Source organism: Luteimicrobium sp. DT211, assembly GCF_049844995.1.
In the GTDB taxonomy this organism is placed as follows: Bacteria; Actinomycetota; Actinomycetes; order Actinomycetales; family Cellulomonadaceae; genus Luteimicrobium.
The window spans coordinates 288,100-304,755 of record NZ_JBNCMC010000001.1 but is presented as its reverse complement, the minus strand read 5'-3'; the positions used below and the strand labels follow the sequence as shown (position 1 = coordinate 304,755).

Annotated in this window: 16 protein-coding genes; 10 read left to right on the top strand and 6 right to left on the bottom strand. The window is 70.7% G+C overall.

Features of this window, described 5'->3' with window-relative positions:
* The first annotated feature begins 34 nt into the window (after positions 1-34).
* Complete coding sequence (locus tag ACLQ14_RS01360) at positions 35-1,309, top strand: ATP-binding protein (RefSeq protein WP_425809081.1); 1,275 nt, start codon at positions 35-37, stop codon at positions 1,307-1,309.
* A 38-nt stretch (positions 1,310-1,347) separates the two neighbouring features.
* Here the strand turns inward: ACLQ14_RS01360 and ACLQ14_RS01355 are convergent, their stop codons facing one another.
* Genes ACLQ14_RS01355 through ACLQ14_RS01340 form a run of 4 tightly spaced genes read right to left on the bottom strand, consistent with a single transcriptional unit; the run spans position 1,348 to position 5,492 of the window.
* Positions 1,348-2,223, bottom strand: coding sequence for an ABC transporter permease (locus ACLQ14_RS01355; protein WP_425809079.1), 876 nt, complete (start codon positions 2,221-2,223; stop codon positions 1,348-1,350).
* Positions 2,223-3,143 carry an ABC transporter permease gene (locus ACLQ14_RS01350; RefSeq protein ID WP_425809077.1) on the bottom strand — a complete coding sequence of 307 codons (921 nt, stop codon included), beginning with the start codon at positions 3,141-3,143 and terminating at the stop codon, positions 2,223-2,225. Before ACLQ14_RS01350 ends, ACLQ14_RS01355 begins: the two co-directional genes overlap by 1 nt.
* Entirely contained in the window at positions 3,140-4,243 is a 1,104-nt protein-coding gene (locus ACLQ14_RS01345; RefSeq protein WP_425809075.1) for an ABC transporter ATP-binding protein, read from the bottom strand. The genes ACLQ14_RS01350 and ACLQ14_RS01345 overlap by 4 nt, the downstream gene beginning before the upstream one ends.
* Before the next feature lie 31 nt (positions 4,244-4,274).
* A complete protein-coding gene (locus ACLQ14_RS01340) occupies positions 4,275-5,492 on the bottom strand; it encodes an ABC transporter substrate-binding protein (RefSeq protein ID WP_425809073.1) in 1,218 nt (405 codons plus the stop codon).
* Between the two features lie 237 nt (positions 5,493-5,729).
* Between ACLQ14_RS01340 and ACLQ14_RS01335 the strand changes: the two genes are divergently transcribed.
* The 9 genes from ACLQ14_RS01335 (at position 5,730) to ACLQ14_RS01295 (ending at position 14,752) form a co-directional block, all read left to right on the top strand.
* Entirely contained in the window at positions 5,730-6,770 is a 1,041-nt protein-coding gene (locus ACLQ14_RS01335) for a LacI family DNA-binding transcriptional regulator (RefSeq protein ID WP_425809072.1), read from the top strand.
* 12 nt (positions 6,771-6,782) lie between these two features.
* Complete coding sequence (locus ACLQ14_RS01330; protein WP_425809070.1) at positions 6,783-7,586, top strand: AraC family transcriptional regulator; 804 nt, start codon at positions 6,783-6,785, stop codon at positions 7,584-7,586.
* Positions 7,587-7,652: 66 nt separating this feature from the next.
* Complete coding sequence (locus ACLQ14_RS01325; RefSeq protein WP_425809068.1) at positions 7,653-8,108, top strand: DUF2000 family protein; 456 nt, start codon at positions 7,653-7,655, stop codon at positions 8,106-8,108.
* A 32-nt stretch (positions 8,109-8,140) separates the two neighbouring features.
* Positions 8,141-8,728, top strand: a complete 588-nt coding sequence (locus ACLQ14_RS01320; RefSeq protein ID WP_425809066.1) for a sugar O-acetyltransferase — start codon at positions 8,141-8,143, stop codon at positions 8,726-8,728.
* Positions 8,725-9,270 (top strand): TetR/AcrR family transcriptional regulator, encoded by a 546-nt coding sequence (locus tag ACLQ14_RS01315; RefSeq protein ID WP_425809064.1) that lies wholly within the window; start codon positions 8,725-8,727, stop codon positions 9,268-9,270. Before ACLQ14_RS01320 ends, ACLQ14_RS01315 begins: the two co-directional genes overlap by 4 nt.
* Before the next feature lie 70 nt (positions 9,271-9,340).
* The gene (locus tag ACLQ14_RS01310; protein WP_425809062.1) at positions 9,341-10,252 is read left to right on the top strand and encodes a phosphotransferase; all 912 of its coding nucleotides are present in this window, start codon (positions 9,341-9,343) and stop codon (positions 10,250-10,252) included.
* Between the two features lie 115 nt (positions 10,253-10,367).
* A complete protein-coding gene (locus ACLQ14_RS01305) occupies positions 10,368-11,219 on the top strand; it encodes a class I SAM-dependent methyltransferase (protein WP_425809060.1) in 852 nt (283 codons plus the stop codon).
* A gap of 153 nt (positions 11,220-11,372) precedes the next feature.
* On the top strand, positions 11,373-12,218 hold the full coding sequence (locus ACLQ14_RS01300; protein WP_425809059.1) for an alpha/beta hydrolase: 846 nt from the start codon (positions 11,373-11,375) through the stop codon (positions 12,216-12,218).
* Between the two features lie 626 nt (positions 12,219-12,844).
* Entirely contained in the window at positions 12,845-14,752 is a 1,908-nt protein-coding gene (locus tag ACLQ14_RS01295) for an alkyl/aryl-sulfatase (protein WP_425809057.1), read from the top strand.
* A 169-nt stretch (positions 14,753-14,921) separates the two neighbouring features.
* Here ACLQ14_RS01295 and ACLQ14_RS01290 read toward each other — a convergent pair whose 3' ends face one another.
* Entirely contained in the window at positions 14,922-15,791 is an 870-nt protein-coding gene (locus tag ACLQ14_RS01290) for an NAD(P)H-binding protein (RefSeq protein WP_425809055.1), read from the bottom strand.
* Positions 15,792-15,972: 181 nt separating this feature from the next.
* A complete protein-coding gene (locus ACLQ14_RS01285) occupies positions 15,973-16,545 on the bottom strand; it encodes a class I SAM-dependent methyltransferase (protein ID WP_425809053.1) in 573 nt (190 codons plus the stop codon).
* Positions 16,546-16,656: the final 111 nt, after the last annotated feature.

The window sequence follows — 16,656 nt, the reverse complement described above, 5'->3', positions numbered from 1 at the left end:
CGACTAGTTGGCGTGTGAGACGTAGACTTGGCCGGTGGCCAACGCATACGTCCACCGTCTCGCGGATGACGCCCTCGACTCCCTGCTGGCGGAACTCGCTGCAGTAGCCGTCCAGGGGGCCAAGGGCGTCGGAAAGACCGCAACAGCGCACCGACGCGCGAACCGTTCGGTCCGGTTCGACGTTCCGCAAGAGCGCGAGGCGTTCGCGGCAGGCCCGTTCGATCTCGAACCGGACGGCACCATGCTCCTGGACGAGTGGCAGCTCTTCCCTGGGTGCTGGGACCAGGTCCGGCGCGCCGTCGACGACGGCGCGCCCGCCGGTTCTTTCATCCTGGCGGGATCGACTGCGCCGCCCGGCGCTCGCATCCACTCCGGCGCGGGACGGATCGTCACGCTGCGGATGCGCCCGCTGTCCCTGGTCGAGCGTGGCGTCGCGGAGCCAACCGTCAGCATCTCGGACCTCTTCGAATCCACTCCGACCACCCCGCTCCGAGCTGAGTCCGAGGTGGACCTCGACGGCTACGTCGACGAGATCTTCGCCTCCGGCTTTCCGGGACTGCGCGGAATGACGGACCGTGCCCGTGGCACCTGGCTCGACGGCTACCTGTCGCACACCGTTGAGAAGGAGTTCGCCGAGCAGGGCACGAGCGTGCGTCGACCGGACTCCCTCCGTGCATGGCTCACCGCATACGCGGCGGCGACCGCGAGCACCGCCACCTACTCGCGCATCCTCGATGCGGCCACTGCCGGAGTCTCGGCCAAGCCCGCGCGTGACACCACGCTCGTCTACCGCGACGTCCTCACCCGGACGTTCGTGCTCGACCCCGTTGAGCCTTGGATCCCGGTCTACAACCCGCTCAAGCGGCTCACGCAAGGGCCCAAGCACTTCCTGGCCGACCCTGCGCTCGCCGTGCGTCTGCTCGGGCTCCGACGCGACGATGTGCGGGCGGGCAAGGACGCCGGACGGCTCGACCCACGGAGCGGCTCGATGCTCGGCCCGCTCTTCGAGCATCTCGTCGCTCAGTCGGTGCTCGTCTACGCCGAGGCCGCCGACGCACGCGTCGGGCACCTACGACAGCAGGACGGGCGGCACGAGATCGATCTGATCGTCGAGCGGGGACGGCGCGTCATCGCGCTCGAGGTCAAGCTCGCCTCGACGGTCGAGGACAAGGACGTCCGGCACCTCCTGTGGCTCCGCGATCAGCTGGGTGACGACCTCGCCGACGCGATCGTCGTGACGACCGGGCCGTACGCCTACCGTCGACGTGACGGCATCGCCGTCGTGCCCGCCGCGCTGCTCGGCCCCTGAACCACCAGGACGGGACGAGCAGCGCAGCGTCGTCAGTGTCAGTCGCCCGCGTCGCCCACCCTCGTCACGAGCTGCGTCGGGTTGACGAACCGCAGCGCGACGACGAGCAGCACGAGCATGGCGCCGGTGTAGATGGTCGCCATCGCGTCGACGGACTGGTTGGCACGGATCCCGGCCGCGAACACCGCGTTGTACAGCGTCACGACGAGCGTCGTGCTGGTCGGACCCGCGGTCAGGAACGTCAGCTCGAACATGCCGACCGTCCGCACGAGCACGAGGATGCTGGCGGCGAGGATCCCGGGGACCAGCAGCGGCGTCAGGATGCGCAGGAACACCGCCGTCGTCCGGGCCCCGCACATCCGGGCCGCGGCCTCGACCTTCGGGTCGATCTGCTCGATGAACGGCGTCATGGTGAGGATCACGAACGGCACCGACGGCACGAGGTTCGCGACGATCACGCCCGACAGCGTGCCCGCCAGGTGCAGCTTGTAGAGCAGCGTGGCCAGCGGGATGCCGTAGGTGATCGGCGGCACGAGGATCGGCAGGACGAAGAGCACCATGAGCAGCCGCTTGCCCGGGAAGCTCCGGCGCGCCAGCGCGTACGACGCCGGGACGCCGATGAGCACCGACAGCACGATGACCGCGACGGCGACCTCGATGGTCACGAGCAGCACCGACGACAGCCCGAACTGGCTCCACGCGTCGGTGTACCAGTGCAGCGTCCAGCCCTCCGGCAGCCACGTGCCGAACCATTTGGTGCCGAACGAGTCCACGACCACCGACGCGACGAGCGCGACGAGGTTGAGGAAGAAGAACCCCACGACGATCCACAGGACCGCGGTCCACCAGGGCCGACGACGGCGCTCCGGGGCCCCTGTGCGCCCGGCCCGCGTGGGTGCAGCTACGGCGCTCATCAGCCCTTCCCTCCTGTCGCGCCGCGGTAGAACATGCTCCGCCACGCCAGCACGAGGCCGATGACCACGAGCATGACGACGGCCATGATCATCGCGATCGTGGAACCCATCGAGTAGTCGAACTGCTGGAACGCCGCCTCGTACGCGGCGATGGAGATCACGCGCGTCGACCCGGTCGGGTCACCGACCAGCTGCGCGGACGGGAACACCGAGAACGCCAGGACGAACGACAGGATGAACGTCATCGTCAGGCCCGGCATGAGGAGCGGCAGCGTCACCTTCGAGAACCGCTGCCACCCGCCGGCGCCGAGCGTGGCCGCGGCCCGCTCGAGCGACGGGTCGATGCCCGAGATGTAGGACAGCGTGAGCAGGAACGCGAACGGGAAGCCCGTGATCACCAGCGAGAGGAACACGCCCACGTAGTTGTGGATGAGCGCGACCGGCTGGTCGACCAGGTGCAGGTCCATGAGCACCTGGTTGAGCCAGCCCGTCGGGCCCGCGTACATGAGCAGGCCCTGGGCGGTGAGCACCGTGCCCAGCGCGATCGGCACGACGAGCAGCGTCGTGACGGTCCGCTTGCCCCGGAATCGCCCGCGCATGGCGTACGCGATCGGCACGGACACGACGACGTTGAGCACCGCCGCCGGCAGCCCCAGGCGCAGCGTCTTCCAGATCGTGCCGCGGAGGTACGGGTCGGTGAAGAACTCGCGGTAGTTCGCGAGCGCCCCGCCGCCCTCCTGCGGCGTGAAGGAGAGCTGGAGCCCGTACAGGAACGGGTAGACGAACAGCGCCAGGATGAACAGCGTCGCCGGGACGAGGAGCCACAGCGTCCGGTCGATCCCGCGCTCGGCGAGCCGGTGCCGCAGCGACCGCTCCGGCCGGGCAGGCGCGGCGCGCGGGGCCGCCTCGACGGCGGTCACACGCCCACCTCGTCGAGCTCGGGCGCCGGCACGGGCTCGGGCGCCGCACCGAACACCAGCACGCGGTCCTGGCGGACCCCGAGCCGCACCTTGTCGCCCGGCACCACCCGCTCGGGCGTGCGGAAGTAGATCTTCCGGCCCGACGACGTCGCCCCCTCCACCGCGAGCTCGCGCCCGTGGTACTCGGCCACCTCGACCGTGACGTCGAACGCGTTGTCGCCCTCGTCCCCGACCCGGAAGTCCTCGGGGCGGATCGCCGCCACGACCGCCCCGCCCCTGACGCCGTCCCGGTTGGCCCCGACGAGGCTCAGGTCGGGCCCGTCCACGCGGACGCCGTCGGCGTCGGCGCTCACCGCGGCCAGGTCGAGGAGGTTCCGGTAGCCCATGAACCCGGCGACGTACGCGTTCGCGGGCTCCTCGTAGACCGCGGGCGGCGTCCCGCACTGCTGCATGACGCCGTCGCGCATGACGACGAGGCGGTCCGCCAGGGAGAGCGCCTCCTCCTGGTCGTGGGTCACGTAGACCGTGGTGAGCCCGAGGTCCTGGTGGAGCCGGCGGATCTCGGTGCGCATCTCGAGCCGGAGCTTGGCGTCGAGGTTGGACAGCGGCTCGTCCATGAGGACGAGGGGCGGCCGCAGCGCGATCGCGCGGGCGATCGCGACGCGCTGCTGCTGGCCGCCCGAGAGCTGGCCGGGCATCTTGTGCTGGTGCTCGGCGAGCTGCACGGTCGCGACCGCCTCGTCCACCCGCTTCTCGAGCTCCGTCTTCGGCACCTTGCGCATCTTCAGGCCGAACCCGATGTTCTTGCGCACGGTCATGTGCGGGAACAGCGCGTAGTTCTGGAACACCATCCCGAAGCCCCGCTCCTCCGGCTGGAGGGAGTCGATGCGGCGGTCGTCGAGGTGGATCGTCCCCGACGTCAGCGGCAGCAGGCCCGCGAGGCAGTTGAGCGCGGTGGACTTGCCGCACCCGGACGGCCCGAGCAGCGCGATGAACTCGTTGCCGCGGATCGTCAGCGACAGGTCCGACAGGGCCTGGTGCTTGCCGTAGGAGTGACCGACGCGGTCCAGGCGCAGCTCCGCGAAGTGCTGGTCGCTCATGTGTGGTCCTGCCTTCTCTGGTCGGCCGGGCTCAATGGGTGCTACCGACGAGCCGGTTCCACTTGTCGAAAGCGGCAACCTGCTGGTCGGAGGGCAGGGACGTCTCGGTCGGGTACTTCGAGATCCAGTCGTCGTACTCCGGGCGCCCGTACTTCGCGATGGTCTGCTGGCTCTTCTCCGGCGCCATCGAGAGCGTCACGCCCTTGACCGCGGGGCCGGGGTAGAAGTAGCCGTCGTCGTAGGCGATCGCCTGCTGGTCCGGCTTGAGCATCCACTGGACGAGCGCGAGGTCGGCGGCGACGACGTCCTTGTCGAGGCCCTTGGGCACGAGCGCGTACTGGGCGTCGCTCACCCAGTGCATCCCGTCGAACGCCCCGACCTTCATGGTGTTCGGCACGGTGCCGAGCACGCGGGGGTTGATGTCCCAGCCGGTCGTCGACATCACCATGTCGACCGTGCCGTCACCGAGGTTCTTCATCGTCTCGGTGGTGCCCGACGGGTAGTTCGCCGTGTACTTGTTGAGGTCCTGGAGGAACGACCAGGTCTTGTCCCAGCCCTTGTCCGGGTCCTTGGGGTCGGTGTCGCCCAGCAGGTACGGCAGGCCCATGAGCCACGTGCGGCCCGGGCCGGAGTTGGCCGGGTTGGCGTACTGGAGCTTCCCCGGGTGCGCCTTGGCCCACGCGAGCAGGTCGGCCGGCGTCTTCGGCGGGTCGGTGACCTTGGCCGGGTTGTACTCGAGCAGCGGGCCCGACGGGTAGTAGACGACCTCGACGCCGTAGCCCTTCGACAGCTGCTGCATCGCGGCCGCGGGCTCCTGGTAGTTGGACTCGAGGTTGGGGAAGCGGGAGTCGTAGGCGGGCAGGAGCTGCTGGAGGACGTCGGACTTGATGCCGGCCGACAGCCCGTCCGTCCCGCTGAGCACGAGGCTGATGGTGCTGCCGCCGCCCTGCTGCTGCGCCTTGAGCTTGCCCACCATGTCCGGCGCGGGGGCGCTCGTGTACGTCACCTTCTTGACGATGTCGGGGTTGGCCTTCACGAAGTTCTCGATCATGCCCTTGGTGAGCTGCAGGTTGCCCGCGACGTCGAGGATGTTGAGCGTGACCGGTGACGACGGCTTCGTCGGCACGGAGCTCGCGCTCGGGTCCTTGGTGCTGCTGCTGGGCGCCCCGCAAGCCGTGAGGGCGAGGGAGAGGGCGGTGAGACCGCTCGCGGCGAGCAGCGCCGCGCGGGCCTTCCTGGTCCGGGTCATGTGCGTGTCTTCCGATCTGTAGGCCGGGCACGTCGCTGGGCAGCTTCCGCAGATCGCGTCGTCAGATCGAGTCATCGGTCGAGTCGTCATCGAGTCGTCACTGTGTCGGCGCTGACCAGCACGGTCATCTCAGCGGCCGGCCTGTTCCCGTGGCAAGCGGTTGCCATGTGTTGCCTTCGCGCTCTACGGTGCGGTTGCCGACGACGACGTCCGGCGAAGGGGTCGGAGGGGACCGGGATGGAGCGTGCGCCCACCATCTACGACGTCGCGCGCGCCGCGGGCGTGGCGCCGTCCACGGTCTCGCGCGCGTTCTCCCGGCCGGGCCGGGTCAACGCGGCGACGGCGGAGCACATCCGGTCCGTCGCGGCCGAGCTCGGCTACCGCACCAACCCGCTCGCGAGCGCCCTGCCGACCGGGCGGACGTCGATGCTCGCCGTCGCCAGCTCGGACATCACCAACCCGTACTACTCCGAGATCATCCGGGCCGTGCAGAACACCGCGGCGGAGAGCGGCTACACCTGCCTGATCGTCGACGCCCAGGAGTCCGACCGGCTCGAGCGCGCCGAGCTCGATCGCGCCCTCCCGGTCGTCGAGGGCATCGTGCTCGCCGGCTCGCGGATGTCGAACTCGGCGATCCGGCAGATCGCCAAGCAGCGCCCGACCATCGTCCTGAACCGCGACGTCAGCGACGTCCCGCGCGTCGTCGCCGACCACCCGCAGGCGATGCGGTTCGCGGTCGACCACCTCCAGGGGCTGGGGCACGACCAGATCACCTACCTCAGCGGGCCGCAGGCGGCGTGGGCCGACGGCATGCGGTGGCGCACCCTGCTGTCGCTCGCGGCCGAGCGGGGCCTCCACGTACAGCACCTGAAACCCCAGGCGCCGACGGTCGCCGGCGGCGTCGCGGCAGCCACGGAGTTCCGCCACAGCCCGACGCGCGCCGTGATCGCCTACAACGACCTCATGGCGATCGGGTTCCTCCGCGGCGTCATCGCCCAGGGCCTCCGGGTGCCGCAGGACGTGAGCGTCGTCGGGTTCGACAACGTGTTCGGCGCGAACCTCGTCACCCCGGGCCTGACCACGGTCGCGGCGCCGCTGCGGACCATGGGGTCCGTCGCCGTCCGGAACCTGATCGCCACGCTCCGCGGCACGCCCGCGAACGTGCACTCCGCGGTGACGCTGCCGACGCGGCTCGTGGTCCGCGCGTCGACGGGCGAGCGGTCCCGGCCCCGCGCGGCCCGACGACGACGCCCGGCGGCCACCGTCGTCTCGCCCTGACAGACTGGGCCGGTGGTGTCGGGCGACGTGGTGCGGGCGTGGCGACCCCGGGTGCCGGGGATCGCCGAGGTGCTCCACGCCGCGTGGCGGGACCACGCCTACCCGTCGCACACGCACGACACGTGGACGCTCCTCGTCGTCGACGACGGGCTGATCGGCTATGAGCTCGACCGCCACGGGCACGCGGCGCCGCGCTCCGGGGTGACGATCCTGCCGCCGGGCGTCGTCCACGACGGCAGGCCGGCGACGTCCGCGGGTTTCCGCAAGCGGGTCGTCTACCTCGAGCAGAACGCGCTCGCGGGCGCGCTCGTCGGCGCAGCGGTCGACGCCCCGCTCGTCGAGGACGCCGGCCTGCGGGCGGAGGTCTCCCGGCTCGACCAGGCGCTCGTCCACGACGACGACCTGGAGGCGGAGTCGCGCCTCGCGCTCGTCGTCGAACGGCTGACGTGGCACCTCGGTGGCCGCCCGGACCTGCCGACGCTCCCCGAGCCGGCGGCCGTCGCCCGGCGCGCACGCGAGCTCCTCGACGCCGACCCCGCAGGGGCGCGGGGCGTGGCCTCGGTGGCGGAGTCTCTCGGGGTCACGACGGCGCACCTGGTGCGGTCGTTCACGCGCAGCTACGGGCTCCCGCCCCACCAGTACGTGCTCGGGCGGCGCCTGGAGCTCGCCCGGCGCCTGCTCCTCGACGGCGAGGCGGCCGCCCGGGTCGCGACGGCCGCGGGCTTCTACGACCAGGCGCACCTCACCCGGCACTTCCGCCGGTTCCTCGCGACGACGCCCGGCCGGTTCCAGGCCGGTCGTCGCGGCGTCCGCTGACGCGTCGAGCCCGCGGATCAACGCCGTACAAGACGCCGCGCCCCTCCGCGCCGGAGGATCGCTCCCATGGAACTCGAGCTCGACACCCCGCCCCGAGAAGATCTGCTCACGCCGCCGTTCGCGACCAAGGTGGCGCTCGTCGTCCGCGACGACCTCGCGACGTGGCAGCGGCTCAACGTCACGGCCTTCCTCGCGAGCGGCATCACCGCGGCGAACCCGGAGCTGGTCGGCGCGCCCTACGCCGACGCCGACGCCGGCCGCTACCTGAGTCTGCTCGGCCTGCCGGTCCTGGTGTTCGAGGCCCCGTCGGCGGTCCTCGCGGCGGCGCGCGAACGCGCGGCCGGGCGCGGCCTGGCGGTGGCCGTCTACACGACCGACATGTTCGCGACCGGTCACGACGCCGCGAACCGCGCCGTCGTCGAGGCGGTGCCGGCCGCCGCGCTCGACCTCGTGGGGCTTGGCGTCCACGGGCCGAAGAACGCGGTCGACAAGGTGCTCAAGGGGGCACGTCTGCACCCGTGACGGGTGGCGCACCGATGTGTACGCTCGTACGCATGGAGCAGGACTACTTCGCCGACGACCCCCGGACCAACCGCGAGCGCATGCTCGCCGGCGACCTCTACATCGCCGACGACCCCGAGAACGAGCGGCTCGCCCGCCGCGGCGTCGAGCTCGCGGACACGTACCACCGCACGTTCGTGAGCGACCCCGACGCCGCGCGGCCCCTGCTCGAGGAGCTGCTCGGCACGCTCGGCGAGGGCGCCTTCATCAAGCCCCCGCTGTTCGTCGACTACGGCGAGAACCTCCACGTCGGCGCGCGCACGTTCGTCAACTACAACCTCACCGCGCTCGACGTCGCCACGATCACCATCGGCGAGGACTGCCAGATCGGGCCGGGCGTCCAGCTCCTCACGCCCACCCATCCCGTCGAGCCCGGGCCCCGCCGGGACAAGCTCGAGGCGGCGCGGCCCATCACGATCGGCGACAACGTGTGGCTCGGGGGCGGCGTCGTCGTCTGCCCGGGGGTGACCATCGGCGAGAACTCGGTGATCGGAGCTGGTGCCGTCGTCACGCGCGACATCCCGGCGAACGTGGTCGCGGTCGGCAACCCGGCGCGCGTCGTCCGCCAGATCGAGCCGTGACCCCGCCCCGTCCCCGGCGCGTCGATCCGGGGCGGCGCGACCGGATCGTCGACGCGTGCCTCGACGTGATCGCGGCGTCGGGGGTGGCCGGGACCTCGCACCGCACGGTCGCGGCGGCCGCCGACGTCCCGCTCGGCTCGATGACGTACCACTTCACCGGCATGGACGAGCTGCTCCGGGAGGCGTTCACGCGCTTCGCCGCCGCGCAGAGCGAGGGGCTCGAGGACGCTATGGCCGCCGCGTCCGACCGGGACGAGGCGCGGGACGCCGTCGTCGCCCTCGTCACCGGCACGGCCGGCCGCCGCGACCTGGTCCTCACGCACGAGCTCTACACGCTCGCCGCGCGGGAACCGGCGTTCCGCGACCTGACGAACGCGTGGATGGCGCGGAGCCGCCGGGCGCTCGAGCGCCACTTCGACCCCGAGACGACGCGGATGCTCGACGCGCTCGTCGAGGGCCTGGCGATCCACCGCGCGCTCGACACCGACCCCGCGCAGGCCGCCGACGCCGCCGAGGCGGTCCGGCGGATCACGAGCGGGTAGCCGGGTGAAGCATCGGGTGCCGTTGTGAACCTCCTACAGACTTCGTCCGTCCTGTGCTGAGATCGAAGCCGTGACCCCCGACGATTTGGCCCAGGCCGTCCCTGCGTTGATCGCCCACCGCCCGGGTGTCCGGGTGCTGGGGGTGCGGTCGACCGCCAGCGGGATGAACTCGGTGACAGTCGCCGTCACGCTGAGCATCGGCCGGTTCGTCGCGAAGTGGGTGCCGACCTCCGAGCGGGACGGGCTCAGGAGCGGCGCCTATGCCGCGCGGGAGATGACGGCAGTCGGCCTGCGAGCAGGTGCACCGCTGGAACTGCAGGACGGAGAGGTCACCGCCCCACTCGTCGACGGTGAGGTCGCACTGTTGGAGGAGGTGCCCGGGAGCCCGCTCACGGCAGGCGAGAGCGACCAGGAGGCGTGGGGTGCAGCGATCGGGCGTGCACACCGGATTGCCCCCCGCAGGGAACACGGCACCTTCTTCGGCTGGGTCGAAGAAGAAGGCATGAACCCGGCGCGGGAGGCCTGGGTTCGCCTGGCTGCCACTCGGGTCCTCAAGGAAGTCCGATCGGCGGGCGGCGTCTCGTGGGTTCAGCTCCACACCGATCCGGCGCCGGAGGCCTTTCTGCGGGATGACACCTCCGGCGAGGTCGGAGTGATCGACTGGACCGGTTCGGTACCCGGACCGGCGCTTTACCACGTCGCGTCCGCCGTGATGTACGCCGGCGGACCAGCCAAGGCGGCTCGCCTGCTCAAGGCATATCTCGACGCCAGCGGACTGCCGGCGACCGAGGTAGCTGAGTTCCTCGACACCTTCCGCCGCTTTCGCGCCCTCGTGCAGGCGGTGTACTTCTCGATCAGGCTCGCGCGGTCCGACCTCACCGGCATCGCAACGCAGGCCGAGAACACCGCGGGCCTCCGTGACGCACGCGAGATGCTGCGTGACCTTGGTGTCCTCCCCGATGAGCACGGTCGCTGCGCGTGAGGTTTCAAAATCTCCAGAACCCGGTTCTGGCGGGCCCCAGAAGAGTCTATTCTGACCCGGCCCGTTCGCTTGTGGAGAGTCGACAAACCCGATGACGCCCGTGAATCATGCGGGCATGACGAGCGACCTGGTGGGTGACGACGAAGTGCGCGGCTACTACGACACGGCCGCACGGCGCGAGGCGCATCGACTCTCCACGCCGGACGACGGAACCATCGAGCTCGCGCTGCACGCACGAGCGTTCGAAGAGCACCTCCCACCGTCGCCAACGCGGGTTCTCGACCTTGGCGGCGGGCCCGGCACCTGGAGCCTCTGGCTCGCCGAACGTGGATACCAGGTGACCCTCGGTGACCTGTCCCCGGCCCTCCTGACGATCGCGCGGGAACGCATCGGGGAGGCGGACCCGGACGTGGCGGCACGAGTCGAGGCCGTCGACGAGGTCGACGCGCGTGGCCTGAGCCGCTACCCAGACGACTCCTTCGACGCAGTGCTGTGCCTCGGCCCGTTCTACCACCTGGACGCCGGGGGCCGGGACCAAGCCGCGAACGAGCTGCGACGGGTCCTGCGGCCGGGTGGCGTGCTGGCCGTCGCGCTGATGCCGCGGTACATGCGGCTCGTGTCCACCGTGCTCGAGCGAGGTTCCGAGGCCTTCGACTCCGGCCTAGTCTCGCGAATCGTCGAGTGCGGCGCCTACGACGACGAGCGGCCGGGCCGCTTCACCGGAGCTCGCCTTGTGCGGCCCGAAGATGTTGTCGAGTTCTTCGCGTCGCACGGGTTCACGACGAGGCGGCTGATGGCTTCCCAGGGGGTCCTTGGTTGGGTCCAAGGCGACGTTGCTGCCCTCGCCGAACGTGACCCGGATGCACACCGACGACTGCTGGACATCGCCTACGAGACCGCCGACGACCCCTCGGTGCTCGGGATGGCGGGCCACCTCCTGTACGTCGGTACCAACAACGATGCGTGAGCTGGGCCTCGCAGCCGGACGTTTCGAGACTCGGAAAACGGGATTCTGACGCGGCCCAGAATCGGTCGGTTCGGGGCGGAACCTCTGTTGTGTGCGCTTCCAGAAGTTCTGTCGACCACGGATGAGTCCGGAGGTGCTCGGTAGAGTTGGCCGATGGCCGTGACGATCCCGTTCAACTCTCTGCCGGTCTCCCAGACTGACGTCGTCTACGAGTACGGCCCCGACTCTGAGCTCCGCGACGGGGTCGAGCCGGGCATCGTCGAACAGTTCTCGATCGACACGAGCGACCAGTTTCCGGGGACGTCACGCAAGGTCTGGGTGCACAGGCCAGCCGGTCACTCCCCCGCCCAGGAGAGCGCCGTGATGTTCTTCAACGACGGCTGGTGGTACCTGGACCCCGACGGGGACGTGCGGGGAGGGACGGTCCTGGACAACCTCGCCGCCACACGTGAGCTGCCGCAGATGATCGGCGTGTTCGTCGATCCAGGGGTCCTCGACGTGGACGGCGTCCCCACCAAGCATCGCAACGCCGAGTACGACGCGTTCGACGACCGCTACGCGACCTTCCTCCTCGATGAGGTTCTTCCTCGGGTCGAAGCGCGCTTCGCCGTCTCGACCGATCCAAAGATGCGAGGGATCTGTGGTGGCAGCAGCGGAGGCAACGCGGCGATGACGGCGGCGTGGACGCGGCCCGACAGCATCGGTCGGGTGATCGCTCTGAACGCCAGCTTCGCTCAGATGCCCGACGGCAACCCGTACCCCGCGCTGATCGCGAGCGAGTCGCGCAGACCTCTGCGTGTGCTCCTCCATGGGGCGCACCGGGACCTGAACTGGAACGCCGCCGAGTACAACTGGTTCGCCGAGAACCTTGAGACCGCTGCGGCTCTAGCCCGAGGTGGCTATGACTTCAGACTGGTGACCGGCGATGGAGGACACAGCCCGAACCACGGAGGCGTCCTCCTCCCGGACGCGCTGCGGTGGCTCTGGGCCGAAAACTAAGGAGCGCCGCACTGCCTGCGCGACGTCGCCATCGGCCGCATTGGGACAGCCGAACCGCCGATGTCGCCTCAAACCGGGTTACTCGGCACCTGAGCCACTCGCGCACGAGGCCCTCAGACCCAGCTCTCGTTCACCAGCGGGCTGGAACCTCTCTGCCGTCGAGGTCTCGACGCCTCCAGAACCCGATTCCGGGGTGTCTCAGAATGGGTCAGCTTCGGATCGACTGGCGTGGTTGTCGCGAACCACCAACGGCTAGACGGCGGGCTGAGGGATCGAAAGTATGGCCGCCATGCCACCGCTCTCCCCAATACCCGCCACTGTTCGTCCCGCGACGCCCGACGACGCAGCCGGTTGCGCGTTCGTCCACCACACCTCGTGGGTCGAGACATACTCCGGACTCCTCCCGGCGGCGCACTGGGAGTCGGACACTCTCGAGCAGCGCACCGCCTTTCTGTGCGGCTGCCGCTACTCGATCTCGGGTCCCGCAGCACCCCGCGGCCGCGCGCGGCTCGTCGCCGCGCTGACGCTCGGAGTGCGCCGTACCATCGGTCCGGGTCGGGATGCGGCGCGTCGGATGCCGGGTTCGGCGCCCGGTTCAGCGAGTCCGACCGCCTGGGAGCCACGTGATGACGTATCGCGCGAAGGAAGCCACCCCGTTCACCGCCGACGCGAACGTGGAAGCGGTCGGCCTGTACGCGATGGAGGACCGCGGCGACTTCGGCGACGCACGACGGGGGCTGATTGCCCCGATCCCCGACGGCCGGGTGCTCAACGGGGCCGGCGAGGTGGTCTTCGACCTGGCCGACTACGCCTACATAACCGAGGACGCGCCGAGGCCGGACACGGTCAACCCGAGCTTGTGGCGGGCCTCGCAGGTGATCAACGAGGGCGGCCTGTTCAAGGTGGTCGACCGGCTGTACCAGGTGCGCAACAACGACACGGGCAACCTGACGATCGTCGAGGGTGACGACGGGCTCGTCGTCATCGACTGCACGACCGCCGTCGAGCCGGCCGCCCAGGCGATGGCGCTGTTCCGCGAGCACGTCGCGGACAAGCCGGTGGTCGCGGTCATCTACACGCACACGCACGTGGACCACTACGGCGGGGTGAAGGGCGTCGTGTCCGAGGAGGACGTGGCGTCCGGGAAGGTCCCGATCATCGCGCCCGGGACGATCGCGAGCTTCGACAAGTACGCGATCGGCGAGAACGTGGTGGCGGGGAACGCGATGTCGCGGCGCGCGATGTACGCGTTTGGCTACCTTCTCGACCACGATCCGACGCAGTACGTGACCGCGGGCGCCGCGCTCGGCGGCGGGAAGCACCAGACGATCTCCTACCTCTCTCCCACGGACGGCATCACCGAGTCCGGGGCCACGCGGAAGATCGCTGGGCTCACGTTCGAGTTCTTGTACACCCCGGACACCGAGGCGCCCGAGGAGATGCACATCTGGATCCCCGAGCTCAAGGCGCTCACGTGCGCGGAGAACGCCAATCACACGCTCCACAACATCCAGACGCTCCGAGGGGCCCGCACGCGGGACGCGCGGAACTTCGCCCGGTACCTCGACGAGACGATCGTCCGCTGGGGCGACGAGGTCGAGGTCCATTACGGCCCACACTCGTGGCCGGTGTGGGGCAACGCCGAGGTCGTCGAGTTCCTCGAGTCCCAGCGCGACGTCTACAAGTACATCCACGACCAGGCGCTGCGTCTCGCGAACAAGGGCTACACACCACTGGAGGCGGCGGAGGCCATCGAGCTGCCCGACGAGCTCGCACGCAAGTGGTACAACCGCCAGTACCACGGCACGGTCCACCACGACGTACGGGGCGTGTTCACCAAGGAGCTCGGGATGTGGGACGGCGACCCCGTGTCGCTCCACCCGCACGTCCCGGTCGAGTCCGCCCGCCGTTACGTCGAGCTGATCGGCCCGGAGGCGATCCTTGCCGAGGGGCGCCGCGCGTTCGACGAGGGCGACTACCGCTGGGCCGCGGAGATCCTCCACAAGCTCGTCTTCGCCCAGCCCGACAACGCCGACGCCAAGAACCTGCAGGCCGACGCCTACGAGCAGATGGGCTACCAGACCGAAGCGCCGCAGTGGCGGGCGATCTTCCTTACCGCGGCACGTGAGCTCCGCGCGGGCGTCCTCGAGGCGCCGTTCAGCACCGCATCACCGGACACGATCCTCGCGATGCCCCTGGACATCCTTTTCGACTTCGCCGGCGTTCACCTGATCGGCGACAAGGCCGTCGACACCGACCTGCGGATCGATTACACCTTCACCGACCTCGACACGACCTGGACGGTCTGGGCCCGGCGCGGCGTCCTCAACGCACGGCCGGGAGCATCCTCTGACGCCCGACTTACCGTCGTCGGGCCCAAGGTCGCGCTCGTGGGTGCGATCCTCGACCCCGCCTCCGCCGTCGCCCTCGCGGACGCCGGGTCGATCCGACTCGACGGCGACCCGAACGCCCTCGCCGAGCTCGCCGACGTTATGGACCACTTCGACCCGAACTTCGACATCGTCACGCCCTGAACCACCGGGCGCCTGCCGCCGAGCCATCGCGTGCCCGGCACCCACACGCGCGACGGTCCGACAGTTCTGAACGTCAAGAACCCGATACCGGTGCACCTCAGAATCGGTCAGTCTTGGGTCGTCAGGCAGCCCCGTCGAAGTCCACCGCGCGTCCGGTCCGCCCGGGACGTCAGCGGAAGTCAGCGGCGTGATCGACGGCCCAGGCGCGGAACGACCTGGCCGGCCGCCCGGTGAGGCCCTCCACCGTGGAGGTGACGCCGTCCCGGTTGCCGACCATCGCCTCCCAGGCATCCAGGGCGGCGTCCGCCGTCGCGGGCGGCCATCCCCACTCGTCGATGATCCGGACGCGCATCGCGTCCCGGGGGATCTCTTCGTAGCGGACGGGGTGACCGACTGCCTCGCCGATGGCGGCGGCCTGCTCGACCTGGGTGAGGATCTCCGGCCCGGTCAGGACGGGTTTGGCGCCGACGAGCGTGGATTCCGTCAGAGCGATCACGGCGACCGCCGCGAGGTCGGCCTCGTGCACGAGCGACCGGCTCAGGCCGGCGTACGGCCCGTGCACCACCCCGGTGGCGCGGATCTCCGCCGCCCAACCGAGCGTGTTGGTCGCCATCCCCCCGGAGCGCAGGAACGTCCACTCCGCACCCGAGTCCTCGACGAGGTGCTCGATCGCTGCGTGCGAGCCGGTGATGCCCTCGACCGGCACGTCGCGGTCGTCGGGGACGCCGTCGGCGGACAGGTAGACGATCCTGCGTGCGTGCTTCGCCAGCCGTGCGACCAGCTCGGGCGCCCGCGCGTCAGCCTGCAGCGTGGGGAAGACGAGGAAGACGGCGTCGACGCCGTTCAGCGCGTCGTCGAGGCTCTCCGGTTCCGACAGGTCGCCGGCCACCACCTCGACGTCGTCGGGGAGGTCCGCCCCTGCCGGGTGGCGGGTCAGCGCCCGGACGTGGACGCCACCTCGCTCGCGCAGCTGGGCGACCACCTGCCCGCCGACGTTCCCGGTCGCACCGGTCACCAGGATCGCGGGGCTCTCGTCCATGGTCGTCCGCCGTTCTGTCGTGGGGTGCGTCGCCCCGGTCAGGACGGCACCACCCCACCCTCATTCCTCAACCCTGGTTGAGGTCAAGAGCGCGCCGCCGGCGATCCGCCGACGGCGAACCTCCTGGCCCGACGTCGACGTGCGGTGGGGATTCGCAGGCACGGGCGAACGCGGGAACCGTCTACGCCCGGCTCACCAGGAGGTAGCGCTCGTCCTGGACGGGGCCGCCCCAGTAGACCGCGTCACCCAGCCGGCGCACGACGACCTCGGTACGCGCCGTGCGGACGACCTGCTCCGCCTCCTGCGCGGTCAGCCCGGCACCGGTGCTCCAGCGCCCCTCGACGAGCACGACGACGCCACCCGGCTTGAGGAGCGCGACCCACCGGGCGAGCGCGTCCTCCGGGCTCGGCAACACCCAGAGCACGTGCCGGCACAGCACGACGTCGTACGCAGCACGCTCGAGCGCGGGGTCGGCCGCGTCGCCGAGCACGAACCTCGCGCCCGGAGCCTTCCGCCGGGCGTGCCGCAGCATCTCCGGAGAGAGGTCGAGACCGTCGACCCGGTATCCCCCGTCGCTGAGCAGGCGCGTGAGCGTCCCCGTCCCGCAGCCGAGGTCGGCGACCTGCGCCGGAGCGGGAGGCAGGACGTCGAGGAGGAGCTCGCGCCAGGCCGCCCGGACGGCGGGATCCGCGAGGCCGTTGTCCGGCGCCTCGTCGAAGGTCGCGGCCGCGCTGTCCCAGGGCTCGCTCGTCATGCCCCTCAGGCTAGGCCCGCCCGGCACGTACGCCGAGGGCATCCCGCCGGAGCGGACGGGGGGACGGCGACGGGCCGGGGACGCCGCGGTGGCGGCACCCCCGGCCCGTCG